Raw genomic sequence first — 26,100 nt, 5'->3', positions numbered from 1 at the left:
GTGGACGTGCAGTCCATTGCGTTCCGGTCCTCGCGCACCCCCTGGAGCCAGGGCCCCTCGTGCTTCAATGCCCGCCGATGCCGTGGAGCTCGGCGGGCATGAGCGGCCGACGTCGAGGGGAGGGGATTCAGGGAACGCCGAGCGCCGCGCCCTGGAGCGGGTCGGCGCGCGCGGCCTCCCGGCAGGCGCTGCGCCACCACGCGTCCAGCACGGCCTCAGGCACCACAGGGGTGCAGCAACTGTTGAAAACAGTAGCGGCGGACGCTCCCCACACTTCCGCATGGCGAGCGTCCGCCGCTGGTCCGATCGCACAGGATCCGACGCGCGACTCCGGCGAGCAGGCCCGGCGCCTATCCTGCCCCTATCCGGCGTCTAGGGAACAACAACGAGGACGTCGCACTGCGCCTTGCGCAGCACCTGGACGGACACGGCACCGAAGATGCGACCGAGCAGGGAGTCCACGCCCTGGGAGCTGACGACGACGAGGTCCGCCTCGGCCTCCAGCGTGACAAGAGTTACAGCGGAGACCGCCGTCCCCTCGACGACGACGCCCTGGGCGAGGCCGACGCCGCGCTCGACGGCGATGTCGCGCGCCCTCTCGACGACGGCGTAGGCCTCGTCCTCGGTCAGCTGGACCTCGGCCACGCGCACATCGGCGACCTGCGCGGGGCCGGCGAGGCGGGCTTTATCCCGGGCTGAGACGGGGTCGAAACCGGCGACGAGAAGCAGCGTGGCATCGCACAGGCGCGCCATCTCACAGGCCCGGTCGATGACGTGCGTGTTCTCCTCAAGGTTTCCGACTCCGGCGACTATGGTGCTGTAGGTCACGGATGTCATCCTTTCGTGTGGCGCCCGCTCAGGCGACGGCGGTCTCGGTCGTGGTGATGGCGGCACGCACCAGCGGGTCCGCGTCCTTGTCGGTGTCGATCCACTCGATGAGCAGGCCGGCGATGACGAGGAAGACTGCGACGAAGAGCAGGGCGTTGACAGGGTGGTTGCCGAGCAGGTTCTTGTAGATGAAGCCGAAGGTGAGGGTCTGAAGGAGCTGGGGGACGACGATCATCATGTTGATGACGCCCATGTAGACGCCCCGGCGCTCCTTGCGGATCATCTCGGTGGCCATAACGTAGGGTATGCCCACGATTGAGGCCCAGGCCACACCAATGCCGATCATCGGCAGGTAGAGGACCGTCGTGTTGTCGGGGCCGCCGATGTGGGTCAGCAGGTAGAGGCAGATGGCGGCCAGGAAGAGGGCCGCGGTGTGGACGTGCTTGGGGCCGACCTTGTTGGCCAGCCGCGCCAGGAAGAGGGCCACGATCGTGCAGGCGATGTAGTAGACGACCATGAGGCCGGTGGCGAAGCCCGAGGCGTCACTGAAGGCATCGGTCTCGGCGTAGCCGGCCTCCTCGAGATTGACGCCGAAGTAGGCGACGGCGCACATGAGCCCGAGGTACTGCCAGAAGACGTTCATGGCGTACCACTGGAAGAGGTAGACGAGGGCCATCTTCTTCAGGCCGCGGGGCATCTCGACAATGGCGACGCCGATGTCCTTGAGGAAGCCGAAGGGGCCCTCCTCCCTCTTCTTGCGCTCGAGCTCGGCGCGGTCCTCCGGCGTGGGCGGCAGCTCCTTGGTGGAGAGCACCGAGATGAGCACGGAGCCGATGGAGCACACCGAGCCCACCATGAAGGCCCCGAACACCCAGTAGGGGATGCCCGCGGCGGTGGCGCCCTTCAGGATCTTCTCCAGGACGGCGAGGGTGCCGCCAGCCAGGGCCGAGCCGGCGCCGATGAACAGGGACTGGGCGAGGAAGCCCTTGGCGAGCTGCTTGTCGGGCACGCGGTCGCCGATGAAGGCCCGGTAGGGCTCCATGGCCGTGTTGTTCGAGGCGTCCAGCAGCCACAGGCACAGCACCGCCATCCACACGGCGGTGACGAAGGGCATGAGGAACAGGAACACGGAGCAGCCGACGGCCCCGATCAGGAAGAAGGGCTTACGGCGGCCCCACTTATCGCTCCAGGTCCGGTCCGACAGCGCCCCGATGAGCGGCTGGATGAGCAGACCGGTGACGGGTCCGGCCAGGTTGAGGATGGGCAGCTCGTCGGGGGAGGCCCCGAGGAACTGGTAAATGGGCGACATGATGTTCTGCTGCATGCCGAAGGAGTACTGGATGCCGAAGAAACCGACGTTCATCAGCAGGATCTGGGCCGTACTCATCGTGGGCTTATGCGCGAGATCCACCGCGCCGTTCTGGGAGGTCTGTGCCATAGGTCGTCCTTGTCCTGAGCCCTGCGGGTGACCGGCGCCGCCCGAAGCGGACGCCGCGCTTCCAGCCTGAGAGGGCGCTGTACGGGACGGCGGGATTCTCAGGGGAGCAAGCGGCACCATGATCTCCCCGACCTGGCCGACGTTTGACAGGACCTTAGTCCCTAAAGAATCTCGCGCGAGCCGAATCCGAGCGCGCCTCAGGCACGCAGGGCGATTATCCCACTGCCAGCAGCCAGGGGCATCTCAGATCCCAGTGCCCTGCCGTCCGGATCGCCGGCCGGCCCCGGCGCTCTGAGACCGGCGGGAAGACGCACGGTGCCACCCCGCCCCTCACCCAGCACGACGGCGGCCACTCCGCCCTCGAAGTCGCGGCGCCACACGCCGTCCTCCTTCGAGGCCTCGCCGAGAGGGGCGCCGAGGTCGGCGTCCAGTGCGGGGAACCAGGGAGTTCGCGAATAGTCGTCCGCCCCCGTAGCCGCATAGGTGCGCAGGGCGGCGCCGCGCGGAAGCCGCAGCGCGCCGGCGGCCCGTGAGCGCGCCTCGGCCGAGCCGGCAGGGCTGGCCGGGCCGACTGAGCTAACCGGGCCGGCCGGGTCAGCTGGGCCGGCTGAGCTAACCGGGCCGGCCGGGTCAGCTGAGCCGGCTGAGCCGGCTGAGCCGGCCAAGCCGGCCGACTCGCTGTCACCCGCCGAATCATCGATATGGTCGGGCCCGCCCCCGAAGACCCAGAATGCGGCGAGCCCGTACAGGGCCGACGCAGAGCGGTCGAAGCGCGGACCGACCCCGCCCGATGGCGTGCGCACAATGCACAGCCCCGGTCCGTCGAGCTGCGGCGCCTGCGCGAGCGCGGTCTCCTCATCGAACAGGGCCTTGTCGCCCCAACCGAGCCAGCATTCGTCGAAGCCTCCGCCCCAGGCGGCGTGACGCTCCCAGCGGCCCGCCTCGCGGCGCGCCTCAGCGATATTGGGCACGAGCAACAGCCCCTCATCCGTCAGGGAGCGCCCGACGTCATCGACGAAATCACCCAGGGCGGCGCGCAGTCCGGCGAGGTCGTGGGGCGCGGCGGCGTCATCGGGAGCCAGGGAGCGCAGGTCGAGGCCGTAGTAGTCGTCGAAGACGTCGTTGTCCGCCATGATGCCGTCGAACGGGGTGCCCGCGGTGGCCTCCAGCACCCGCTCGATCCACCGTCGCCGGTAGGCCTCGTCCCATACCCTCATCTGGTAGTGGCCCGGATAGGTGCTCCACTCGAGAGTCCGCCCGGAGGCGCGCCGCGCCAACCAACCGCGACGTTGAGCCTCGGCGAAGCCCAGGCCCGAGGCGCGTCGGTGGGCGGGCTCGAAGTCGCGCGCCGAGGACAGGCACCGGTAGGCGAGGATCACCATGTCATCGCGGAGGTCCTTGAGCCGGGCCGCCGCCTCGGTCTCCCACGGCTGGAGGATCGCCGTGCGGTAGTGGGCCGCGGCGAAGGCGATCTCGCCATCGGCCAGCCGCTCGCCGTAGCGGATCCAGGCGCCCGATCCCCGCTTCGGCGTCATGATCGCCTCACCGGCCGCGCCTCGGACGGCGGAACTGCAGCGCCGGCGGGATAAGCGGCGCTCGCAGCATGGGCTCCGGCGGGACGGGCCGCGCTCGCAGCATGCGCCCCGGCGGGGCGGGCCGCACCCGCGGCATGCGCGCCGGCGGGACGGGCCGCGGCAGCCGGCTCGGCAGTAGTCATGGGACGAGGCGCCCCCGCTGCGTGAGCTCCACCCGCAGCAGCCGGCCGAGGAGGACCCGTGGGAGGCGAGCCCGCGGCGGGCTGGGGCGCCGTCGGCGGCCCGGTCCTGGCAGCTCGCGACGCGGCAGCGCTTCTCCGTTCGGCGCCCACGCGACCAGCACCGCCCCGCCGATAGAGGTCGTTGTAGGCGGCGTTGACACGACGAAGGTCGTATGCGGCCTCCGCTCTGCCCCTGGCGGCCAGGCTCAGGTTCTCGTACAGGTCGATGTCCCCGATGATCCGATCCACGCCGTCCGCCATGATCGTGGGATCCCCCGGCGCGATGACCAGGCCGCACGGCCCCCAGGCCCTGGAGTCCGGCCCCACGATCCGATCCTCCACCACGGTGCGCACGGCCCCGACGTCGGTGCTCACAGTGGGAATGCCGGCCCCCATGGTCTCCAGGGACACGACGGGCAATCCCTCGTTGTAGGACGGCAGGAGGAAGAGGTCGAACTCGGTGAGCCATTGGCGGACCTTGACCGTGCCGCGGATGGTGATGGTGTCCTCCAGGCCGAGCTCGGCGATGCGCTTCCGGCAGCGCTCGTAGTACTCGGGCACGTGCTCGGTCGGACCGCATACGTCCAGGTGGATCGAGCGGCCCCGCTCGCGCAGGATCCGTATCGACTCGATGAGATCCATGAGCCCCTTGATGGGAACCACGCGGGCGATGTAAGCGAGTCGCCACAGATGGTTGCCCGCGCCCTCGGCGCGGATCCGCCCGGTCTTCTGGCGCCGCGTCGCGAAAGCGGCGTCGAACTCCTCGATGGAGATCCCGTTGGGGATGACGATGGCCTTGGAGGGGTCGCCGCCCAGCGCCCGGGCCTCCTCGATGGCGGCCGGGTAGAGGTAGGTGGTGGCATAGGCGCCCGGATAGCACATGCGCCCCATCTCCAGCCACCAGGCCATCCACATGCGCTCACGCGGCGTGACGTCGAAGAACCGGTAGTCCGTCAGCGTGACGATCTGGTCCATCCGGCGGTCCAGGAGCGTGTTGACGGTGTCGCGCACGTAGAGATTGTGCTCGGTGAGCAGGTAGGAGGTGCCATGCTCACGGGCCGCGTTGGCGGCCAGAAGCGCGGCGTAGCCGGTGGTGTGAGCGTGGTAGACGGCGGCTCGCGGCATGGTTTCGGACAGCACCGCATAGGCGAGGGAGAAGAAGTCGCGCAGTAGCCAGAACAGGTCGGCCATGCTCATGCCCAGGCCCGGCATGGAGTCGCGATAGACCTCCATGAACTCCCGGGTGCCGAGCAGGGCCCACAGCGGGTAGCGGCGGGTCGAGGCGGCCATGCCATCGGCGATGAGGTCCCACACCGGCTCGCTGTCCGCGTCCTCGGCCAGCGAGCGCAGGGCGGCGACGAGTCTCTCGGCCAGGGCCCGGCGTCCCCGCTTACCCATGCGAAGAACCTGCGGCCTGGTGCGCAGGAATTCCTCGTGCTCGTCCATCGACAGGTAGAGCACCCGCACCCACGCCACATTGTCGGGCATGTGATAGAGGTCGGTCAGCGGAGAAGTCGAGGACCAGGCGATGTGAATGATGCCGAATGTGAGGTCGGGGTTGCCGGTGACGATGTCGTGGATGACCGCGCTCACCCCGCCCTTCAGGTACGGGTAGGTGGACTCCATGACAATGGCCACGTCGACATCCTCGTAGGAGCCGTCCAGGGGAACTCCATCGGGGTGGATGGTGTCACCGCCCTCACCGGTGGCGGGAGCCGGGTACCCGTAGCCGCGGGGCGCACCCCCCTGGTTGCCGCCCGCGCTGCCTACCACGATAGTGCCTTCCCCCAGAAGAACGCGTACTCCGGTGAGCTCCACCGGGACCGGTACACGGCCACCGCCACCGCTACCAGAGCCAGGTCAACGATACCGACGGCGGCGTACGCTCGCACGGGGATCGTGCCGAGGCCGATGAACAGGAGCAGCGCGGCGGCCAGGTGGGCCCCCGACAGCACAATGGCGGCGGTACGGTCCCCGACGTGCTCGATCTCGTAGGCCAGAAGCGTGAGCAGGGTCAAGAGCAGGCTGGCGCCGGCGATCACGGTCACCGTGAGCACTCCGGAGGCGCTCAGCGTCCAGGTGGACTCCCCGCCCCCGTCCAGCAGAGCGGCCACGAGAACGGCGATGCCCACGCTCACGATGCCCACGACGGTCGTGCGCCGCAGTGAGGCGCTCACGGTCCCGTGCAGGAAACGCCCCTGATCGCGCAGCCTGTTCATGCTCGAGTCGGCGAGCTGGATGCGGAAACGCGCGACGGCGCGGTTGATGCTGGGCGCGGTGATCGCGAAGTAGTAGGAGTAGGCGACCACTGCGGGCTGGAGGCAGAGGTAGACGGTGGCGATATCGAAGTTCGTCCCGTTGACCAGGAACAGGAGGAGCTTGTCCGACCACAGGACGCCGCCCAGAACGAGTCCTCGAGCGGTGTCGGCGGTGAAGGACCGCATGGGCACCCCCACAGGATGGATGAGACCGCCCAGCGCCCGCCCCATGAGAAGCATCTGACTCACCAGGCCCGCCAACGGCGGCAGGAACCAGATCGTGGGCGCGGCCAGCAGTGCGACCGCGTAGGCGACCCAGCCGAGAGCCCAGCGCCCGCGACTGCCCGCGATGTCGGCGACGACGAGGGACTGGACGAAGAGCATGTTCACCAGTGTCAGCACGACATGGGCGCCCAGCGCCGTCGCCGACCAGCCGGTGGTGACCGCGACCAGGGCGGTCACCACCAGGACCGGGGGCGCGATCAGCACGAGCAGAGCCGGCCACATGCGCGCGAAGCGGCGGGCGGCGCCGTCGTCGCCCCTGTACGGGACGTCGCCGATGAGCCGGTAAACGGGCGTGCCGGCGACCTGGCTGAGCCACGGCACGGCCACGGAGACGCTGACGACCAAGGAGAACAGAGGAATGCCCCCGATGCTGTGGCTGCCGAGTTGGGAGCCCACGATCGGGTAGCCGGCCCCCAGGAGGATGGCGGGCGACATGGCCTGCAGCATGCTCCACGACGACGCGGCCCGGGCGCGGGCGGAGCGATCCCGCGGCCCGCCGACCGCCATGGTCGCGCGCGTGCGCAGGCGCACGGGGGCGACCCCGGTGAGGGCAATTCTGGCGGGGGAGGATGCGAGCTCCTCGGCGCTGCCGACCGCCGCGCTCGCAGGAGGCGCGGTGATCAGCATCAGCGCCGTGGCCGAGAGCGCGATGAGGGCAACGATGACGGCCGCGCGCGTTGCGCCCAGGAACGCCAGAACGATCACCGCCTCCACGGCCGCAGCCGCCAGGAAGACGGATATCCAGCGGGCGCGCGCACCGGCATGCCGGGAACTGATCTCTGTATCGGCGGGAGCGCCCGCGATTGCCTCATTCAAGGGTCGTCGCATCATTCAGATCCATCGTCAACGAGCCAGGAACCGGCCGGCACCGGGGACGCATCCCCGCCCACCCGGCAGCAAGATCACACTACCGTAACGATGCTCTCTCGGCTCTCCCAGCTGCGGACGCAGAGGTGCCGCGCCCCGGCGCGGAGCTCACGTGCGAGAGGTCACTCCCCCGCGCCGGCGTCCGCACCCACGGCGTCGATGACCGCCTCGGCCTCCTTCTCGGCAGCGGCCTCGGCACTGAGCGGATCCGACCCGATCTTGGGGTCCCAGGGCTCACCGCGGAAGGTGAACTCGCCGAGGATGCCCTCCCCCTCGGCATCGACGACGACCTTCTGGCCGCGCTCGATCTCCCCGAAGAGGATCTTCTCGCTCAGGGCGTCCTCGATGTCGCGCTGAATGGCGCGACGCAGCGGGCGAGCCCCGAGCACCGGGTCGAAGCCGCGCTCGGCCAGGAGCTCCTTGGCGGCGTCGGTGAGCTCGATCGTCATCTCCTGCTCGACCAGGCGCCCCGCCAGGCGGGTGATCATGAGGTCCACGATCTGGCGCACCTCGTCCTTGGTCAGCTGCGGGAAGACGATGAGGTCGTCCACGCGGTTGAGGAACTCCGGGCGGAACTGCTGCTTGAGCTCCCGGTTGACGTGGGCCTTCATCTCCTCGTAGTCCATGGTGCCGCCCTCGGTGGACTGGAAGCCCGTGGCCACCGACTTGCCGATGTCCTTGCTCCCGAGGTTGGTGGTCATGATGATCACCGTGTTCTTGAAGTCCACCTCGCGGCCCTGGGCGTCGGAGAGGTGCCCGTCCTCCAGGATCTGGAGCAGCGAGTTGAAGATGTCCGGGTGGGCCTTCTCGACCTCGTCGAACAGGACCACGGAGAAGGGCCGACGGCGCACCTTCTCGGTGAGCTGGCCGCCCTCGTCGTAGCCGACGTAGCCGGGGGGCGCTCCGAACAGCCGCGAGACCGTGTGCTTCTCGGCGAATTCGGACATGTCGAGCTGGATGAGGGCGTCCTCGTCGTCGAAGAGGAACTCCGCCAGGGCCTTGGCCAGCTCGGTCTTGCCGACTCCAGTGGGGCCGGCGAAGATGAACGAGCCGCCGGGGCGCTTGGGGTCCTTCAGGCCGGCACGGGTGCGCCGGATGGACTTCGACAGCGCCTCGATGGCCTTGTCCTGGCCGATGATGCGCTTGTGGAGCTCGGTCTCCATGCCCAGCAGCTTGGCGGACTCGGCCTCGGTCAGCTTGACCACCGGGATGCCGGTGGACATGGCCAGGACCTCGGCGACCAGGCCCTCATCGACCTCGGCGACCTGGTCGAGATCGCCGGAGCGCCAGGCCTTCTCCTTGTCCTCGCGCTCCTCGCTCAGACGGCGCTCGTCGTCGCGCAGTGCGGCGGCGCGCTCGAAGTCCTGGTCGTCGATCGCCGATTCCTTCTCGCGCTTGACCTTCGCAATGCGGTCATCGATCTCGCGCAGCTCCGGCGGGGCCGTCATGCGGCGGATGCGCAGGCGCGCGCCCGCCTCATCGATGAGGTCGATGGCCTTGTCGGGCAGGAAGCGGTCGTTGATGTAGCGGTCGGCGAGCTTGGCGGCCGCCTGGATGGCGTCGTCGGTGATGACGACGCGGTGGAAGGCCTCGTAGCGGTCCCGCAGACCGGTGAGGATGCCGACGGTCTCCTCAATGGACGGCTGGTCCACCGTGACCGGCTGGAAGCGGCGCTCCAGGGCGGCGTCCTTCTCGATCTTGCGGTACTCCTCCAGGGTGGTGGCGCCGATGGTCTGGAGCTCGCCGCGCGCCAGCATGGGCTTGAGGATGGACGCGGCATCGACGGCGCCCTCCGCGGCGCCCGCCCCGACGAGGGTGTGGATCTCGTCGATGAACAGGATGATGTCGCCGCGGGTGCGCACCTCCTTGAGAACCTTCTTGAGGCGCTCCTCGAAGTCGCCGCGGTAGCGCGAGCCGGCCACCAGACTCCCCATGTCCAGGGAGTAGAGCTGCTTGTCGCGCAGGGTCTCGGGGACGTCTCCGTGGACGATGGCCTGGCTCAGGCCCTCAACGACGGCGGTCTTGCCCACACCGGGCTCGCCGATCAGGACCGGGTTGTTCTTGGTGCGCCGGGAGAGGATCTGCATGACGCGCTCCATCTCCTTGTGGCGGCCGATCACCGGATCGAGCTTGCCCTCGCGCGCCGCCGCGGTGAGGTTGCGGCCGAACTGGTCGAGGATCGCCGAGCCGGAGGGGACGCCCTCCTTGGACGAGCCGCCGGCGGTGACGGTCTCCTTGCCCTCGTAGCCGGAGAGCATCTGCATGACGGTCTGGCGCACAGTGGACAGATCCGCGCCCAGCTTGGTCAGGACCTGGGCGGCAACTCCCTCGCCCTCGCGCAGCAGGCCGAGCAGGATGTGCTCGGTGCCGATGTAGTTGTGGCCGAGCTGGAGGGCCTCGCGCAGCGAGAGCTCGAGGACCTTCTTGGCCCTCGGGGTGAAGGGGATGTGGCCACTCGGGGCGGACTGGCCCTCGCCGATGATGTCCACGACCTGGGCACGCACGGCGTCCAGGGAGACATCCATCGACTCCAGGGCCTTGGCCGCCACCCCCTCGCCCTCATGGATGAGGCCGAGGAGGAGGTGCTCGGTGCCGATGTAGTTGTGGTTGAGCGCCCGCGCTTCGTCCTGAGCCAGGACGACGACGCGGCGGGCGCGGTCGGTAAAGCGTTCGAACATCGCTGGTATCTCCTCGGCACGTGCGGTCGGTAGGGCGCCCGTCCGGGAATGGTGCAGATACACATGGGGCGCTGGCACGTGCTGACAAGGCTAACGGCACCGGCACGACACTCATGCCCCTGTTCGCAGTGGGCGTGAGCAAGAGTTGAGTCGAGGACGCTCAGGGCAAGGTCCGCAGGCCGCGAATCGGCGCCATGGCGGGCGGAGGAGCCTCCCCGCCGAGATCGGTCCACTTCCGGCTCGAGATCGGTCGAGTTCCGCGTCGAAATCGGTCGCACTCCGCCGCGAGATCGGTCCACTTCCGGCTCGAGATCGGTCGCACTCCGCCGCGAGATCGGTCCACTTCCGCGTCGAGATCGGTCGAGTTCCGCATCGAAATCGGTCGCACTCCACACCGAGTTCAGGACGCTCAGAGAAGGCGACTCGAAGTGCCGCCTCAAGGTCTGAGAGCACGAAAGGCGCCCAGCACCACCACACATCGACAGTGCGTTCCGCCCTCGTCCCGATCTTTCCGAGGACAGGAATCCGAAGACGAGAACACGAGAGTCAGAGAGAACCGTTCTTACGGCCAGCCGCCGTCAACGTGAGGAGCGCATCTCGTTCACCCTTCGGATCGGTCGACCGACTCAGACGGCTCAGACGGGGCTGCACACGGGAGGAAGATCCCCTCAAAAAGCGACAGCCGTTTTTCGCTTAGATTCCAGGGATTCTCAAGACGCGTCAATACCAGTCATCACATTCCCATGTGCACTGAGGGGGTCTGTACACATGGGAGTAAGGACAACCGCACTCACCAGAATCTCTTTTCGCGTGATTCCAAGGTTTCTATCGGCACAGATCGCGGACGAATGTGCAACATTGTCAGTATTGTCCGTTCAGCGCCTGAAGCTGCCGGCCTCCTGCAGTCCCATCGAAACGGGCACCTTCAAAGCCGCCCATGCACCCCGACGGATGGTCGCTCGGGCACGTCAACATTCAGATCTGCGGACCGCGCAAGCCGAGATACCTCGAAATCGAGAAGTTCCGAGAACCCGAGAAGAAAGAGGCGCGCCCCGCCCCGAACCGATCTCGATGCGGGCTTCGACCGATCTCGACGCGGAAGTGGACCGATCTCGAGGCGGAGTACGACCGATCTCGACGTCAGGGCCGTCAGGACCATCAAGTCCCGTCAAGGCCCGTCAAGGCCCGTCAGGACCAGGACGCTGCAACGGCCTGGCCACTGGCTACTCCAGCTCCAGCAGACCACGACGCAAGGCCTCAGTAACCGCCGCCGCGCGCGAGTCGACGCCGAGCTTGGCGTAGGCGCGCAGCAAGTGCGTCTTGACGGTCGCCTCAGTGATGTATAGCTCGACTCCGATCTGACTATTGGACAGCCCCCGCGACACCGCCGCCAGCACCTCCCGCTCACGCGGCGACAGGCTCACCGGAACACGGGCGCCTCTGGGAGCGCCGGCGGCACTCTGGCCCGCACCGCGCGCAGCCCCCAGCAGACGCGTCGTGACGGTCGGACTCAACGCGCTGCGCCCGACGGCGGCGGCCCGCACGGCCGCGAGAATGTCCTCGCGCGCAGAATCCTTCAACAGGTAGCCGATGGCGCCGGCCTCGACGGCACGCAGAATGTCACCGTCGGTGTCGTAGGTGGTGAGAACCACGATGCGGGGAGCAGGAGCATGAGCGGCCGTGCCCGCCCCAACAGCACCATGCGCCGTGCCCGCCCCAACAGCACCATGCGCCGTGCCCGCCCCAGCAGCACCATGCGCCGTGCCCGCCCCAGCCGAAATACGGCGGATGGCCTCCACGCCGTCGACGCCGGGCATGCGCAGATCCATGAGCACGACATCGGGGGCGAGTTCGGCGACGAGCTCGACGGCCTGGTCGCCGTCGGCAGCCTCCCCGACGACGGCGAGATCCGCCTCGGAGGAGAACATGCCGACGATTCCGGACCGCACCACCGGGTGATCATCAACCACCAGAAGGCGGACCCGGCGCGCGCCCGGGCCTGTCGAAGAACTAGACGAAAGAACGGCTGTGCTCACAGGGGCATTCTGGCTTCGATCACGGTTCCGACACGCCTGCGCTCGTCCGGCGAGTGGAGCGGATCGACCGTCAGCGTTCCGCCAAGGGCCTCCACCCGCGAGCGCATCCCGGTCAGCCCCTTTCCCTCTGGACGACCCCCGGTGCCGACGCCGTCGTCGGCCACGGTGACGACGAGCTCCCGACCCAGGCCCGTGCTCTCCACTCCCACAATAACCTCCACACGTTCGGCATGAGCATGACGGGTCACATTGCTCAGTCCCTCCTGGGCAGTGCGCAGAATCGCGACCTGCACAGCCGAGGACAGGCCCACCGGCAGATCCAGCTCAAGACCAGTGTTCAGTCCGCGCTCGCGCTGGACGCTCACGAGGCGCCGCAGCGCCTGGGCGAGATCTCCGTCCTTGAGAGCACTGGGACCCTCACCGGCAACGAGCGCACGGGACTCGGCGAGATTGTCACGGCCAACCGCCTCCAGCTGATCCAGACGGCGAATGACCATTCCGATCTCACCGCTGTCCAGCTCGCCACGAGCAGCCTGCGCAAGGGTGATGACAGAGATGAACCCCTGCGCCAGAGTGTCGTGGACCTCGCGGGACCAGCGCTCGTGCTCGGCCGCGATTCCGGCGGCACGCTCAGCGGCGGCGAGCTCGCCCTGGGTGTGAGCCAGCGCCGTGAGCACCTTCTCCTTGTCCGCAAGCACCCTGACGACATCGACACGGGCCGCCTGGACCCAGGTCAGCCAGGTCCCGCCGAAAAGAGATACGAGAGTCTCCACCATGGCGCTCACCCACCAAGACCTATCGCCCTTGGCAAAGGCGGCGGCACCGACGCCCAAGCCGAAGATGAGCTGCACCGTCGTCGCCACCCAGAACCTGGGATGAACCAGCCATAGCAGTGGGACGACGAGGAAGAGCAGGAGAGCGGTCCAGCCGTTATGAGCCATCAGCACCAGGGTGACGACAGCAAGCGCCCAGGCAATAAGACGCCAGGCCCATCCGGGCAGACCGCTCTTATCAAGAGGCGGATGCACGCCGCGGGGAGGCCGGGAGCCGCGGACCCCACGGGCCACGAAGGCGGCGAAGGTCTCCTCGCGCGGGTAAGAGCGGGAGGGGACCTCCGCGTCGTCAGTCACCGATCCACCGTATCGCGGCGGGAGACGATGAAGGCCACCACAACCCCGCCCACGATCCAGGCGGCGATGACGGCCAGCGCCTTGCCGGTCTCCCACGTGCCGGTCGGCTCAGTGGAGGCGAAGAAGTCGGGGAGGAATGCCTGTCGCATGAGCCCCGCCGACCAGCGCACCGGGAAGACCGAGAAGCCGTGGACCATCCAGGATGGCAGCATGGACAGGGGCAGGAGGAGGCCGGAGACGAACTGGAAGACCATAACCGCCGGCAGCAGCGCGCCAGAAGCGGCACCTGGAGAAGGCGACAGGCGCCCCGCGGCCAGCCCCAACGGGGTGTAGACGGCGACCGTGAGAACGAGTCCGCCCACGAACAGCCCCCAGGCGCGACCATCGGCCGGCAGTGAGGCGCCCAGGGCGAAGTGGCCGACGAGCAGGAGGAGAACGGCGCTGACCACGGCGAGGATGGTGTTGTAGACGCACTTGCTCGCCACATACGCCCAGGTGGGGACCGGCAGGACGGCCAGGCGCTTGAGCTCACCGCTCTCCCGCTCACTGGCCACCCCGATGGCCAGGGTCAGCAGGCAGCTCATGATGGTTCCGGTGCTGATCATGGCCGGCAGCATGTAGTCGGCATAGCTGACGCCGGGAACGATGTCGTTGCTGAAGACGGAGGCGAAGATGATCAGCATGAGCAGCGGGTAGAAGATGGTCATGATGAAGGCGACCGGCTCGCGCACGAAGGAGATCAGGCTCGACCGGGTCAGAGCGGCAACAGCGGCGAGACTGGAACCGGGCGCCTGGGAGCGATGCGTGGAGACGGGATGCTTGGCGCCGGCCGGCGCAGTCGGAGAGGTGGGATTGGCGGTCGTCATGAGGGAGTCCTTCGAGTCCAGTGAGGGGCGGGGTCCGGTGGCCGCACTCAGGCGGCGTGGTGGCGGGAGACGAGGTTGAGGTAGAAGTCCTCGAGCGAGGGGTTGGTCACCTCCAGGCCGGGGACCTCGCCGTCGGGGCCGGCCAGGCGGTTGATGAGGTCGCGCACGACGGCGGTCGGAGCGGCAGCCTGCTCGGAGCGCCTGACGCCGCCCTCGATCCAGCTCACGGTGCGCTCGTTGCCGGCCTGCCGCGTGAGGTCCTCGGGGGTGCCGCGGGTGACGATCTTGCCGCCCAGGACGATGGCGACGTCGTCGGCCAGGTGAGCGGCCTCGTCGAGGTAGTGAGTGGTCAGCAGCACGGTCGTGCCGTCGGAGCGCAGATTCTTCACCAGGTCCCAGAACTCGCGACGCGCCTCCGGGTCGAATCCCGTGGTGGGCTCGTCCAGGAAGAGGAGGGCGGGACGGCCGACGATCGCCACCCCGACGTCGAGCCGCCGGCGCCGGCCCCCGGATAGGCGCGAGAGCCGGGTGCGGGCATCGTCGCTCAGGCCGACCTGCTCGATGGTGGCCGCGACGTCGGCGGGTGAGGAGTAGAAGCGGGCGACATGGGTGATGGCCTCGGTGACGGTGAGCTTCTCCATATCTTTCGACGACTGGGACACGACGCCTATGCGCGCCCGCCAGGCGCGCGAGCCGCTCTGGGGGTCCTGCCCCAGGACGGAGACGGTGCCGGAGCCGGGCCGTCGCAGACCCTGAAGAATCTCGACGGTGGTGGTCTTGCCCGCACCATTGGGGCCCAGGAGAGCCAGAACAGTGCCGGTGGGAACATCGAGGTTCAAGCCGGTCAAGACGTGCTTGTCCCCGTAGGACTTAGTGAGGTTATTGATCTGGATCGCAGGAGAATGTGCCACGGGTCTCAATTTTATGAACGAGGTACGATACCTGCGACAACCGGCCGAGCGACAGCGGTGTCCACCGATCGGTGGACGCCCGTCGCGTCCCTCTTTTCTTCGGCCCGCCTAGCCTCCCCCTTCGCCGAGATCGGTCGCACTCCGGCTCGAGATCGGTCGTAACCCGTGCCGAGATCGGTCGATCTCCGCATCGAGATCGGTCGCAACCCGCATCGAGATCGGTCGCAACCCGCACCGAGATCGGTCGATCTCCGCATCGAGATCGGTCAGGTTCCGCGGGTCTGCTGTGTGTTGATGGTTCTGAGGTGCGTGGCATGCAGCTTTCGCTCTCGAGCTCGTCGTGCGCGCCTCGACGTCGGGTTGGCCGGGCCGAGCCGGACCGATCTCAGTGCGGGGCGTGGTGGGTGATACCTGGTGGACGTCGGTTGTTTTCGGTGTTGCACACGGGTGCCACGAGGACACCGGCAGAGCCACCCCACGGCCATCCAACCCACTTCACACGACCCCCAACCCCGAAAACCACCCCATGGGCGTCGGTTGTTTTCGGTGTTGCACACGGGTGCCACGAGGACACCGGCAGAGCCACCCCACGGCCATCCAACCCACTTCACACGACCCCCAACCCCGAAAACCACCCCACCGGACACCACCACACCCCAAACACACACCCGTCCCAGATGCCCTGACACACCACAACCTCAACACGGAAGCGGACCGATCTCGGCGCGGAGTACGACCGATCTCGAGCCGGAACCGGACCGATCTCGACGCGGAGAGCGACCGATCTCGGCGAGGCTTGGCGCGAGGGGCTGGGTGTGGCAGGGCTCCTGCGTCAATCTCGTCGGAGGCCAGTCGGGAGCCAGTCAGGCGCCGGCCCCGGCAATCCTCAGGGCGGGCCGGGAGATGTCCGTATGCCGCGCAGCCGTGCGGCAGGCCTCGACGATCACATCGATGACGGCGGGGCGCGGCCGCTCACTCCGGGTGACGATCTCGACCCGACGGTGCTCCTGGGCCAGCGGACGCACCTCCACCGCCGGATGACGATAGGCGCACAGCGCCATTCCGGGCAGGAGCGCCGCACCCACGCCGGCAGCAACCAGAGCCTGAACGGCCACATAGTCATCGCTGGCGTAGGCGGTCTCGGGGCTGAATCCGTTGGCCCTCCCCACAGCGATCAGCTCCTCATGACAGCGCGCGCAACCGGTGATCCAGCGGCACTGCGCACCATCGGCGATGTTCTCGATGCCGCCGCGATGGGTCACGAGGTAGAGGACGTCGTCGAGGAGGCGGACCGTCCGGAGCTCCGGGCCGGCGTCGTCGTCGATGTAGGAGAAGGACAGGGCCGCATCGACTCGCCCGCGTCGCAGAGCGTCCAGCGCCTCGGGCGGTTCGGCGTCGACCAGTTCGACCTCCAGGCCCGGATACTGCCGGGAGACGACATCGAGTACTCCCGGGACGAGGGCGGCCACCGCCGACGGAAAGGCGGCCAGACGAATGCGCCCGGTCTCGGCATGCGCCATGGCGATCGCCTCGCGCTCCGTCCGCTCCAGCAGGTCGAGAACCTCCTGACCGCGGTCGGCCAGCGCCCGCCCCTCCTCGGTGAGACGGACTCCGCGCCCCGCCCGGGTGAGCAGGACGGCGCCAGTTGTCCGCGATAGCGCGGCCAGCTGATGGGAGACGGTGGACTGACTGTAGCCCAGGGACTCGGCGACGGCCGAGACGGTTCCCAGGCGGGAGAGCTCCACAAGAGCGCGGAGCTGATGCACATCGATCACGCCGCATATTATGCTCCAGATCGATAGATATTCGACAAAACATTCATTGGACCGATATGCCGATGGCACCGATCATGAATGACATGACTGTGCCCGCTACGCCCACTGCGCCTACTATGCCGACTGCGCCTACCGCATCCGTTGAACCCGCCGGGACCACCCCCGCGCTCGACTGCCGCCAGGCTCCCAACACCCACCGGCGGACTCCCAACACCCACCAGGCTCCCAACACCGGCGACCCGAATCCCGCCCCGCCAAGCCTCGACTTCGACGCCGTGGTGCGCACTCATGACGCCCTGTCCGCGGTTCTGCCCGAAACGCCCGCCTGGTCATACCCCCTCCTCACCATGGCGGCTGGAGTCGACGTCGTCGTCAAGCATGAGAACGTCCAGCCGACCGGCGCCTTCAAGGTACGCGGCGGAGTGGCGCTCATGGCGACTCTCAGCGAGGAGGAGCGGAGCCGCGGCGTGGTCACCGCCTCCACTGGCAACCACGCCCAGTCCCTGGCCTGGGCGGGAGCCCGCTGGGGCGCGCCGGTGACCGTCGTCGTGCCGACGAGCGCCCCGGCCCGCAAGATCTCCGCGGTTCGCGCCCTGGGCGCCCGGGTGATCGTTGAGGGCGAGACCATGTGCGACTCCCTCGCCCATGCCGGCCGCCTGGCCGCTGCGGAGGGGATGCGACTGGTGTCGCCGGGCGACGAGCCGGCGATCATCCTCGGGCACGCCACCGTGTATCTGGAGCTCTTCCGCCGACATCGCGATCTGGGAACCGTCTACGTGCCGGTCGGCTCCGGATCCGGAGCGGCAGGGGCCTGCCTGGTGCGCGACGCGCTGGCCCCCGACTGCCGGATCGTCGGGGTGCAGTCCAGCGCCGCACCCGCCGCGCACCGTGCCTGGCGAACCGGAAAGCCGACGAGCGACCCCAGTCGCACGCGGGTTGCGGGTCTCGCGGTGGGGGCGAGCTTCGCACTGACGCAGTCGATTCTGCGCCGGAACCTGGACGACTTCATTCTGGTGGGCGACGACGAGATCCTGCGCGCTGTAGGACTCATGAGCACCCATGCCCACACCCTGACCGAAGGGGCCGGCGCCGCGAGCCTGGCCGGCCTCATGGCCGATTCCGCACGCGGTTCCGCGCCCGGCGGCCCCTGCGCCGTCATCTGCACCGGTGGCAATGCCGACGACGGCGAACTGGCTGAGCTGGCCGGGCTGGCCGGGCTGGCCGGGCAGGCCGGGCAGGCCGGAGCAGCGAGCCTCACCGAGGCGGCCTGACCCGCCGCCCCAGCGCTTAGTACGCTTCTTTCCCCCTTGTTACGCCCCTTTTCCTCGTACGGAAAGGGGGAAAGGAGCGTACTAAGCCGTCGGAACCACGGCATGCCGCCCCGTGCGCAGGGCGATCTTGCCCACGCCGTGTCGAGTGGCAAGATCCTCATAGGCCGAGCGGACCTCGCTCAACGGGTAGACGGCGCGGATGGGCAGGACGATCTCCCCGGAGGCGAGGAGCTCGGCGATCCGCGAGACCACAGGCGCAGGGTCCTTGATGACCGCCATGCCGGCCATCTGGACGCCGTGAAGCTGCACCGCCTCGAAGTCGATGATCGTGTTGATCCTCTTCGTGCTCACACCGAGCTCGAGCGCCGCCTCGACGTATCCGCTGCCGTAGCAGTCGATGAAGGCGTCGATACCACTGGGCGCCGCAGCGCGCAGGCGCTCGACCAGCCCGTCGCCGTACTCGACCGGACGGACCCCGATGTCGCGCAAAACCTGCGCACTCGAGGGGCCGGCAATGCCGATGACGTCGGCTCCAGCGCGCCGGGCCAACTGCGCAGCCAGGAGTCCGACGCCGCCCGCAGCGGCGGAGACCGCCACGGTCTCGCCCGATTGGGGAGCAACCGCACCGACGGCGGCCCACGCCGTGGTCCCGGCGACGTACAGGCAGGCGGCGACAGCAGGATCGAGCCCTTCGGGCATGGGCACGAGGCGCTCCTGGGCGATGGTGACATACTCCGCCTGAGCGCTGCGCTCGTCGCTCATGCCGATGACCGCATCCCCCGCCTTGACGTCGTTCACCCCTTCACCGACTTCGACCACGGTGCCGGAAAAATCACTCCCCTGCCCCTCATCGGGAAAATTCCCCGGGAAGAAATCATGCATGACCCCCTCCCGAATAATGATCTCCCCCGGATTGATTCCCGCATAAGCGGTTTCGACGCACACCTGACCAGGGCCGGGCGGCACGACAGGAGCATCGCGGACCTGAAGCACCGAGGAGTCCCCGTATTCATCGAATCTAACAGCTTTCATCACGCTCATAGCATTCTTCTCCTTCAACAAGAACCAGAGGCATATCCGACACCTCTTCATTATTGTCGTACGCTAGAATGATCTTCCATTCACCCACCGAGCGGAGTCATAGGAGCCATATACAGTCATGGACAGCCAGACGACGGGCCCCGGCGACCGCCATGCCTCACGACGCGCCCGAACAGACGCCAAACTCACCACAGCCGTCAACCACCTCCTGGCCCGGCAGGGCTACGCCGCCCTGACCATCGAGAGCGTCGCACGGGAATCGGGGGTCGCGAAGACCACCATCTACCGGCGCTGGAGCTCCAAGGCCGAGATGGTCTTCGAACTCATGATTCACCTCCCGAGCGGAAGAAAAAATAAGGACAACAATTCTGACAACATGCGGGACGGCCTCAGGGAGCTCGCGGAGAACGCCATCGAGATGATCTCCTCACCATCCGGCCTCGCCATTATTCCCGGCTTACTGGCGGACATGCAGGGAAATGAAGGACTGCGGTCCACCATGAACAGTCTTTTCGTCAAGAAGGCCCAGCAGGACATCGCCTCCACCCTCAGCCTGATTACCTCGAACGCCGTTGACATCAATGAGTTCCATGCCACCCTTCTGGGCGTCCCCTACTTCCAGATCCACGTACTCAACGAGACCGACAAGAATCACATTATCGAGCAGCTCACCGACCACCTTCTTCTTCTGGTCACACAGGGCGCCTAAGACCCGATGGACGCCGTGACGCTCTCACGACGTAAGCAGCGGTTCCCATTCCCCAGAGCGCGAAGAGCGGATCCCAGATCAGCAGATGCCCCCACGAGGCCGCCACCGCCGCCGGTTCCGGCTCGGAGGCCCCAAGCGCCACGACGAGTCGACGACCACTGACCGCCATCGTCACCAGCCCATAGGCGAGAAGTCCGGCGCCCACCACGAATTCACCGCTGCGAACCAGGTCGCGGACACGGCCCCTGCCGAGCAGACCGCGGGAATCGAGCACAAGACCAAGCGTCACCCCGCCTTTGAGCAGGGCGATGCCGCCAAGCAGAAGCATCCGCCGCCACTCCCCCATGGCGGCCACCCGATCAGCAACATCTCCCACCGTCACGAGTAGAAGATCACTGCCCGTCGCCCAGATCGCGGAGAAGACCGCGTGTGCAGTACCGCAGCCCACCGCAAGGAGCAGCCACCCCACGGGAGCGCGGGCGCGCGCGGAATCGCCCCTCCTCCCAGCCGGCCGCACACGGCATCACCTCCGATCTCCTTAATACGCTACGTAGCGTAGCGCTATGTGGTTATCGAGGTCAACGCGTCTTCCTCAACGCTTACTACGCTCCTTTCCCCCTTACTGCACGGGGAGAAGGAGCGTAGGAAGAGGGAAAGGAGCGTAGTAAGCGGTAGCGACCGTCGGCCTCAGCACCCAACCGTCGGCCTCCTCACCGCTGACACACCCCACGCCTCACGCCTCCACCACAATCGTCACCGGACCGTCGGCCTCAGCACCCGACCGTCGGCCTCCTCACCGCTGACACACCCCACGCCTCACGCCTCCACCACAATCGTCACCGGACCGTCGGCCTCAGCACCCGACCGTCGGCCTCCTCACCGCTGACACACCCCACGCCTCACGCCTCCACCACAATCGTCACCGGACCGTCGGCCTCCATGGAGATCCTCATATGGGCTCCGAAGCTCCCGGTGGCCACCTCCAGGCCGCGACCGCGCAGCGCCTCGACGACGGCATCGACCAGCGGTTCGGCCACGGGGCCCGGCGCGGCGGCGTTCCAGGACGGCCGGCGCCCCTTGCGCACGTCGGCGTAGAGCGTGAACTGGGAGACGACGAGCACCGGCGCCCCGAGATCGCTCACCGAGACCTCGCGGCCGGGGGCGCCGCCGTCATCGCCGGGGCCGTCGAACAGGCGCAACTCGGCGATCTTGCGGGCGATCGTGGCGACCTGGGCGGGACCGTCGTCGTGGGTGGCGCCCACGAGCGCAAGCAGCCCGGGACGGGCGATCTCCCCGACGGTCACCGGCCCATCCTCGCCATCCACATGGACAGCAGCGCGGTTGACCCGCTGAAGAACAGCGCGCATCAGCGCCGCCAGCCGCCGCGTCCCTGAAAGCCCGAACCTCCCTGGCCGCGCCGGCGGATGCGCGTGCGCACATGCACGGGCTGGTAGTAGTTGAGGGTCGGGCGAACATCCGCCAGATAGACGGCGTTGGCAATCACGCCGAGCAGTCCGAACATCGAGCTCACCCCCATGAGCGCGACCACCATCACTCCGACGGCATTGACACCGAGCCAGAAGCCCTTGGTGCGCTTGTCCGCTGCGATGAAGTTCTGGCTCGGACGCAGCCCGGTGTCGATGAGAGCCCAAACGCCCAGAACGATGGCAACGATCCAAGTCAGATACCAGATCCCCGCCACTGCGAGGTCCAGGTAATAATCGGTCAGGACAAGAGCGGTCACATGCCCACCCTACCGGTCGTGCAGCGGACCGCAGTGAAGAAGGCCTTGGAGAACATGAAAAGAAACTCGAGAACAGCGGGGATGCCGGGGAGTCGGTCATCAGCGGGCGGTCAGTGGCGCGGCTCAGTGGCAGTGGCTGTCAGTGGCGCGGCTCAGTGCAGCAGACTCTTGCGCAGCCCCGCCCCCGGGCGCTCAGCAGGACTGGCCTGCGCCCTGCCCTCCGGTGAGACGAGTACTTCCTGGGCGGCGTCCACACACGTGAGCACCGCGGGCCCGTCACTTTCCGTATTTTCAGCACCTTCAGTACTTTCAGCGACCTCCACGGCAAGCGCCGCATCCGCGGGCACGCCCCGACGCAGCAGGGCGAGAGCCATCGGCCCCAAGTCATGGTGCCGGACCACCGAGGTCGCAACCCCTGCGGCGCGCTCCCCCAGTCTCACGACGGCGCCGGGCTCGGGCAGCGCGCCGGCGAGCCCATCGAGCTGAAGGATGGCCAGACGGCGCGGAGGCTTGCCCAGATTGAGAGTCCTCGCAACCGTCTCCTGCCCCGGGTAGCAGCCCTTGGTCAGATGGACGGCGGTGCGCAGCCAGTCGAGCTCATGCGGGATGGCGCGCTCATCGGCCTCGCGGGCCCACCGGGGACGCCCCGCCTCGACCCGCAGCGCCTCCCACGCCGACGATCCCGCCAGCCCGCGCTCCGGCGCGACCGCCAGGAAGGCATCGACGACGGCGCCGAGCGCATCCTCGGCGACGAGCGCAAGCCCGGCCCGGTAATTCGAGCCGGGGTGGGCGCGGGTGAGCCCGACGTCGTAACTGGTGCCGCCCTCGACGACACCGGGCCACGGGTCCCGCCACACGCCCAGGCAGACGGCCGGAGACGCCGAGATCGCCGTCTCCAGACGCTCCAGCCCCTCCCCCAGGGCCGCCACCACGGCGACGTCGTCGCGCACGCTCACCTCGACGCGCAGCATGAAGCGCATGCGCTCGAGGAACTCGACCAGTGCGGGGCCGCGCCCCGCCTCGGTGACGAGCCAGAGGGTCTCGGCGTCGTCCAGGGCGGCGAGCGCATGGACGATGCGCCCCTTGGCGTCCAGGACGAGCGTCTCCACACCGCCGTCGCCCGGCGTCAGATCCGTGAGCACCTGGCTGGACAGGGTCGTGAGCCAGGAGAGCCGGTCCGCACCGGTCACGGCGACGACATCGCGGGCCAGAACGGTCACCGCGGCCGCGGACTCCAGAAGACGCTGCTCCCGCAAGGGGTCGCCGTAGTGGGCGGGGACGAGCTCGTCGGGGTCGCCGACGGCATTGGGAACGGCACCGGCCCGGTCCAGCAGCGGGGAGCGTCGCATCAGGCGGTCCCGTCGGTCTCGGCGTCGGCTGGGCCGTCAGGATTCTCGGGACTGCCGGCGGCCTCGGCGTCCGATCCGGCCGCACTCTTGCCGGCCTCGTCGGCGGCGATGGCGGCGCGCAGCGCGGCACCGGGGGCGTTGGCGGGGTCATCGGGGTCATCTGGGTCATCGACCCGGCCGAGCCTGCCCGAGGCGTAGGTCCGCGGCTCCTCGACTCCGAAGGCCGCCATGTCCTGGGTCCACATGAGATCGCCGCTGACGAGCCCGAACATGCGAGTCATCTCGGTGAGGTCGGCAGCGGTGCGGGTGCGGCCCACGGCCTGGGTGCCGACCTGGGCGCGAGGCCCCTGAATCCAACCCTCCCATACGGCGACGTGCCCGGCCGGATCGGCGGAGACGAGCTCGAGCCGAGTCACCGGAGTGCTGGGGGCCGCGCCCTTACCGGCGTCCGCGCCGTCGGCAGCATCCGCACCGTCGGGCTCCGGGGCCTCCTGCCCGACCGGTCGCCAGTACGTGGTCTCGGTGGACCAGACCTGAGCCGGCGTCAGGCGCGATGCGCCCTCAAGGCCGGGCATCTCGAAGTCGAGGTCGGCGGAGCGGGTGGCGTCCACGGTCCAGATGGTGGTGGTCTGGCGCAGGTAGGGGCCGCCGTCGTGATCGAAGGTGATCTCCTGGAGCACGGCCTGCTCGGGCACCGTCTCGCCGTAGGTGAGGATGCCGTAGCCGCGCCAGGTTCCCACCAGCCAGGCCAGCGGGTAGATCTCGGGCGCGAGGTCATCGGGAAGCGTGAAAGCCATGCCCGCAGGGTACAACGCCGACTCCGCGCCGAGATCGGTCGAGTTCCGCATCGAGATCGGTCCACTTCCGGCTCGAAATCGGTCCGTCCGCACAGTGCAGCACGACAGCGACCACACGGTAGAAGGACCCGCACCGGCGGGAGGTGGCGGGGAGGAGAAAAGACGTCGGGCCGGAGAGCGCCAGTCGGCGCGAATGCCGCTCGCGGCGGCTTGAGGTGGAGCCCGGGGCCCGTCACGGCCCGACGCCGCCCCCACAGTACAGGCGCGTCGCAGTCCGCCGGAAGTCGGCCCCGCGACCGCCGAGCAGTCGAGCCGTCACTGCGCCGTCACCCCGACTCGCCCCCGACTGCGCGGCTCTCGGGCATGCGGTCCACGACGGCGCAGCCACGAACGGCCCGGCTACCGGCCGTCCGCTGAGCGCGCAATCCACCGGGGCGTCCCTCCTGGGAAGCCGCCGACCGAACGGGCGCTCCGGATCCGCCCCGTTCGCCCCGGCGCCTACTCCTCGTCGGGAGCGTCGAGACGGTAGCCCACGTTGCGGACCGTGCCGATCAAATGGTCGTGCTCGGTGCCGAGCTTGGCGCGCAGGCGGCGGATATGGACATCGACCGTGCGCGAGCCGCCGATGTAGTCCTCGCCCCACACCTCGTCCAGAAGCACCTCGCGAGTCAGCACCCGCCCCTGATTGAGCGCGAGATACTTCAACAGCTCGAACTCCTTGTACGTCAGGTCGATGATCGTGCCGCGTATGCGTGCGGTGTAGGCGGTCGCGTCGATGACCAGGTCGCCGACCTCGATCTGGTCATCGCCGAGGGGCTCCGGGGCGATCGCCCGAGTGCGCAGCAGCCGCAGGCGCGCGGAGAGCTCGGCCGGCGTCGCACCGGCCATGACGAAGTCGGAGGCGCCCCAGTCCGGCTGAACGACCGCGGCCCCGCCCTCCTCCATCACCAGGATGATCGGCGGGCAGTCCATCGGACCGGACAGCAGCTGGCACAGTGCCCGCGCTCGCATGAGATCCCCGCGGCCATCGATCATGACGACGTCGGCGTCATCGATCGCGCTGTAGAAGGCGGGCGTGGGGGGATGGCACTCCACGTGGGCATCAAGGAAGCAGGCAGATGGGAGAACGTTGGCAACCTCACCCTCATGGGTGAACATGATGACGCGCATGCTCCGGACTCCTTCCGCGCTCCGGTGAGGTTCCGGGTGTCAGTGAACCACATGCGCCCGTTTCAGGTGTGGGACGATGCCTCTGTGAACCACCAGGAGAACGCCCAGGGCTCCATCGACTCCCCGATTTCCCCGGTCGCCGCGCCGTCCTCCGGGGCGATGGCCGAGCCCGGCGCGTACGGCACTCGACGCGGCGGGCACCATCCGATCGAGCCCGGACTGGTCGATCCGGCCTGGACGCGTCTGGCCATGGCCGGCATCGTGCCCATACTGCTGGCCGTGTCCGCGGCGCTGCCGGGGTGGGTGCGACTCATCGTCATCTGCCTGCTCGTGCCGCTGACTGCGCAGGGCTGGCCCGCCCTCGTCCGCTCCGAGCACGACCAGGGCGCCACCGGCGTCGTCGCCCTGACGGGTCTGGCCGCGGCCGTCGTCGTCGCCCTGCGCGGAGATTACGGATCCGCGGGCGTGGTGATGGCCTTCAGCGTGCTGGCGGCGTTCGTCGCCCAGATGGCCCGTCACGACGGCCGTCAGGATCTCGTGGAGAATCTGTCCGCCACAGTCGCGGGAGGCCTCATCACGGTCTCGGGTGCGGCCTGGTGCGCCCTGGCCCCGGGACTGGCCGATCCGGCGGTCATCGTCCCCTGCGCGCTGGCGCTGTTCTCGGGGGCGCTGCTGACGGTGCTCGAGGTGCGAGCCACCGTTCTGGAGGCGCTGACCCTGACGGTTCCCGCGCTCGTGGCCGGGGTGGCAGGAGGCATCCTGGCGGCGGCGGGATTCTTCGGGCCGAGCCATGTCGGGCTTCAGCAGGAGCTCCAGTCGGCGGCCGCGTGCGTGATCGTCGGCTTCGTCGCCGGTGTGCTCATGGCGTCCTCCAACCGAGTGCTGTGGACGCACCGCTGGGTGCCGGGCGGGCGCGCCGCGGTAGCCAGCGCGATCGTGCCGATCCTGGCGCTGGGCGCACCGGTGTACACGATCGCGCGCCTCATGGGCAGCTTCATCGCCGGCTGATCGCCGAGATCGGTCGCTCTCCGGCTCGAGATCGGTCCGGTTCCGCACCGAGATCGGTCGTACTCCGCACCGAGATCGGCACCTCCCGCAGCACAGACCTGTGGATAACCGATTGCGGCCCTGCCGGGCACCGCAGTTATCCACAGGCGCCTGCCGCCACCTGGCGAATTGCTGCGTCATCGG

General features: G+C 68.5%; 21 protein-coding genes. 3 read left to right on the top strand and 18 right to left on the bottom strand.

The annotated features are described in order from the left end of the window. Positions 1-372 precede the first annotated feature (372 nt). The 11 genes from W5W_RS0104880 to W5W_RS0104830 all read right to left on the bottom strand — a co-directional run bounded on the left by W5W_RS0104880 (position 373) and on the right by W5W_RS0104830 (position 16,828). Positions 373-828, bottom strand: coding sequence for a universal stress protein (locus W5W_RS0104880; RefSeq protein WP_008732632.1), 456 nt, complete (start codon positions 826-828; stop codon positions 373-375). A 28-nt stretch (positions 829-856) separates the two neighbouring features. Then, positions 857-2,266, bottom strand: coding sequence for an MFS transporter (locus W5W_RS0104875; RefSeq protein ID WP_017194583.1), 1,410 nt, complete (start codon positions 2,264-2,266; stop codon positions 857-859). A 197-nt stretch (positions 2,267-2,463) separates the two neighbouring features. Beyond that, the gene (locus W5W_RS0104870; protein WP_017194582.1) at positions 2,464-3,801 is read right to left on the bottom strand and encodes a putative glycoside hydrolase; all 1,338 of its coding nucleotides are present in this window, start codon (positions 3,799-3,801) and stop codon (positions 2,464-2,466) included. Beyond that, the gene (gene pelF, locus W5W_RS0104865; protein WP_017194581.1) at positions 3,798-5,795 is read right to left on the bottom strand and encodes a GT4 family glycosyltransferase PelF; all 1,998 of its coding nucleotides are present in this window, start codon (positions 5,793-5,795) and stop codon (positions 3,798-3,800) included. The genes W5W_RS0104870 and pelF overlap by 4 nt, the downstream gene beginning before the upstream one ends. Then, a complete protein-coding gene (locus W5W_RS0104860) occupies positions 5,789-7,381 on the bottom strand; it encodes a hypothetical protein (RefSeq protein ID WP_017194580.1) in 1,593 nt (530 codons plus the stop codon). Before W5W_RS0104860 ends, pelF begins: the two co-directional genes overlap by 7 nt. Before the next feature lie 173 nt (positions 7,382-7,554). Then, positions 7,555-10,110: an ATP-dependent Clp protease ATP-binding subunit gene (locus W5W_RS0104855; protein ID WP_017194579.1), complete on the bottom strand. Its 2,556-nt coding sequence runs from the start codon at positions 10,108-10,110 to the stop codon at positions 7,555-7,557. A gap of 1,223 nt (positions 10,111-11,333) precedes the next feature. After that, on the bottom strand, positions 11,334-12,146 hold the full coding sequence (locus tag W5W_RS0104850; RefSeq protein ID WP_081486203.1) for a response regulator: 813 nt from the start codon (positions 12,144-12,146) through the stop codon (positions 11,334-11,336). Next, complete coding sequence (locus W5W_RS0104845; RefSeq protein ID WP_017194577.1) at positions 12,143-13,276, bottom strand: sensor histidine kinase; 1,134 nt, start codon at positions 13,274-13,276, stop codon at positions 12,143-12,145. Before W5W_RS0104845 ends, W5W_RS0104850 begins: the two co-directional genes overlap by 4 nt. Beyond that, positions 13,273-14,142, bottom strand: a complete 870-nt coding sequence (locus W5W_RS0104840) for an ABC transporter permease (RefSeq protein WP_017194576.1) — start codon at positions 14,140-14,142, stop codon at positions 13,273-13,275. Before W5W_RS0104840 ends, W5W_RS0104845 begins: the two co-directional genes overlap by 4 nt. 47 nt (positions 14,143-14,189) lie before the next feature. Further along, the gene (locus tag W5W_RS0104835; protein WP_017194575.1) at positions 14,190-15,053 is read right to left on the bottom strand and encodes an ABC transporter ATP-binding protein; all 864 of its coding nucleotides are present in this window, start codon (positions 15,051-15,053) and stop codon (positions 14,190-14,192) included. Between the two features lie 863 nt (positions 15,054-15,916). Further along, positions 15,917-16,828 (bottom strand): LysR family transcriptional regulator, encoded by a 912-nt coding sequence (locus tag W5W_RS0104830; protein WP_017194574.1) that lies wholly within the window; start codon positions 16,826-16,828, stop codon positions 15,917-15,919. Between the two features lie 83 nt (positions 16,829-16,911). Here W5W_RS0104830 and W5W_RS14615 point away from each other — a divergent pair, with 83 nt between their 5' ends. Then, the gene (locus W5W_RS14615; RefSeq protein WP_238533253.1) at positions 16,912-18,099 is read left to right on the top strand and encodes a threonine ammonia-lyase; all 1,188 of its coding nucleotides are present in this window, start codon (positions 16,912-16,914) and stop codon (positions 18,097-18,099) included. An 81-nt stretch (positions 18,100-18,180) separates the two neighbouring features. Here the strand turns inward: W5W_RS14615 and W5W_RS0104820 are convergent, their stop codons facing one another. Continuing rightward, complete coding sequence (locus W5W_RS0104820; protein ID WP_008731953.1) at positions 18,181-19,140, bottom strand: NADP-dependent oxidoreductase; 960 nt, start codon at positions 19,138-19,140, stop codon at positions 18,181-18,183. A gap of 118 nt (positions 19,141-19,258) precedes the next feature. Between W5W_RS0104820 and W5W_RS0104815 the strand changes: the two genes are divergently transcribed. After that, positions 19,259-19,849: a TetR/AcrR family transcriptional regulator gene (locus tag W5W_RS0104815; RefSeq protein WP_017194572.1), complete on the top strand. Its 591-nt coding sequence runs from the start codon at positions 19,259-19,261 to the stop codon at positions 19,847-19,849. Here the strand turns inward: W5W_RS0104815 and W5W_RS0104810 are convergent. From W5W_RS0104810 to W5W_RS0104785, 6 genes are all read right to left on the bottom strand, one after another. After that, positions 19,833-20,366: a DUF3995 domain-containing protein gene (locus W5W_RS0104810; protein WP_238533252.1), complete on the bottom strand. Its 534-nt coding sequence runs from the start codon at positions 20,364-20,366 to the stop codon at positions 19,833-19,835. The genes W5W_RS0104815 and W5W_RS0104810 overlap by 17 nt on opposite strands. Before the next feature lie 382 nt (positions 20,367-20,748). Further along, positions 20,749-21,216, bottom strand: a complete 468-nt coding sequence (gene dtd / locus W5W_RS0104805; RefSeq protein ID WP_017194570.1) for a D-aminoacyl-tRNA deacylase — start codon at positions 21,214-21,216, stop codon at positions 20,749-20,751. Beyond that, positions 21,216-21,593 (bottom strand): DUF2516 family protein, encoded by a 378-nt coding sequence (locus W5W_RS0104800; protein WP_017194569.1) that lies wholly within the window; start codon positions 21,591-21,593, stop codon positions 21,216-21,218. The genes dtd and W5W_RS0104800 overlap by 1 nt, the downstream gene beginning before the upstream one ends. A 152-nt stretch (positions 21,594-21,745) precedes the next feature. Next, positions 21,746-22,942, bottom strand: coding sequence for a CAF17-like 4Fe-4S cluster assembly/insertion protein YgfZ (gene ygfZ / locus W5W_RS0104795; protein WP_017194568.1), 1,197 nt, complete (start codon positions 22,940-22,942; stop codon positions 21,746-21,748). After that, positions 22,942-23,739, bottom strand: a complete 798-nt coding sequence (locus W5W_RS14610; RefSeq protein WP_050980372.1) for a heme-binding beta-barrel domain-containing protein — start codon at positions 23,737-23,739, stop codon at positions 22,942-22,944. Before W5W_RS14610 ends, ygfZ begins: the two co-directional genes overlap by 1 nt. A 498-nt stretch (positions 23,740-24,237) precedes the next feature. Next, positions 24,238-24,909 carry a response regulator transcription factor gene (locus W5W_RS0104785; RefSeq protein ID WP_017194566.1) on the bottom strand — a complete coding sequence of 224 codons (672 nt, stop codon included), beginning with the start codon at positions 24,907-24,909 and terminating at the stop codon, positions 24,238-24,240. Positions 24,910-24,960: 51 nt separating this feature from the next. Here W5W_RS0104785 and W5W_RS0104780 point away from each other — a divergent pair, with 51 nt between their 5' ends. Continuing rightward, on the top strand, positions 24,961-25,917 hold the full coding sequence (locus W5W_RS0104780) for a hypothetical protein (protein WP_008731943.1): 957 nt from the start codon (positions 24,961-24,963) through the stop codon (positions 25,915-25,917). Positions 25,918-26,100 lie beyond the last annotated feature (183 nt).

The sequence above is a fragment of the Actinomyces massiliensis 4401292 genome (assembly GCF_000269805.1).
In the GTDB taxonomy this organism is placed as follows: domain Bacteria; phylum Actinomycetota; class Actinomycetes; order Actinomycetales; family Actinomycetaceae; genus Actinomyces; species Actinomyces massiliensis.
Note: the sequence above shows the minus strand (reverse complement) of the source record. Positions and strands in the feature narration are given on the sequence as shown.

Bases quoted from the DNA above. Each gene is read 5' to 3' on its own strand.
- ygfZ (WP_017194568.1), bottom strand. From the start codon at position 22,942: ATGCGACGCTCCCCGCTGCTGGACCGGGCCGGTGCCGTTCCCAATGCC.
- W5W_RS0104855 (WP_017194579.1), bottom strand. From the start codon at position 10,110: ATGTTCGAACGCTTTACCGACCGCGCCCGCCGCGTCGTCGTCCTGGCT.
- W5W_RS0104820 (WP_008731953.1), bottom strand. From the start codon at position 19,140: ATGAGCGTGATGAAAGCTGTTAGATTCGATGAATACGGGGACTCCTCG.
- dtd (WP_017194570.1), bottom strand. From the start codon at position 21,216: ATGCGCGCTGTTCTTCAGCGGGTCAACCGCGCTGCTGTCCATGTGGAT.
- W5W_RS0104780 (WP_008731943.1), top strand. From the start codon at position 24,961: ATGCGCCCGTTTCAGGTGTGGGACGATGCCTCTGTGAACCACCAGGAG.
- W5W_RS0104875 (WP_017194583.1), bottom strand. From the start codon at position 2,266: ATGGCACAGACCTCCCAGAACGGCGCGGTGGATCTCGCGCATAAGCCC.
- W5W_RS0104785 (WP_017194566.1), bottom strand. From the start codon at position 24,909: ATGCGCGTCATCATGTTCACCCATGAGGGTGAGGTTGCCAACGTTCTC.
- W5W_RS0104870 (WP_017194582.1), bottom strand. From the start codon at position 3,801: ATGACGCCGAAGCGGGGATCGGGCGCCTGGATCCGCTACGGCGAGCGG.
- W5W_RS0104815 (WP_017194572.1), top strand. From the start codon at position 19,259: ATGGACAGCCAGACGACGGGCCCCGGCGACCGCCATGCCTCACGACGC.
- W5W_RS0104840 (WP_017194576.1), bottom strand. From the start codon at position 14,142: ATGACGACCGCCAATCCCACCTCTCCGACTGCGCCGGCCGGCGCCAAG.
- W5W_RS14615 (WP_238533253.1), top strand. From the start codon at position 16,912: ATGACTGTGCCCGCTACGCCCACTGCGCCTACTATGCCGACTGCGCCT.
- W5W_RS14610 (WP_050980372.1), bottom strand. From the start codon at position 23,739: ATGGCTTTCACGCTTCCCGATGACCTCGCGCCCGAGATCTACCCGCTG.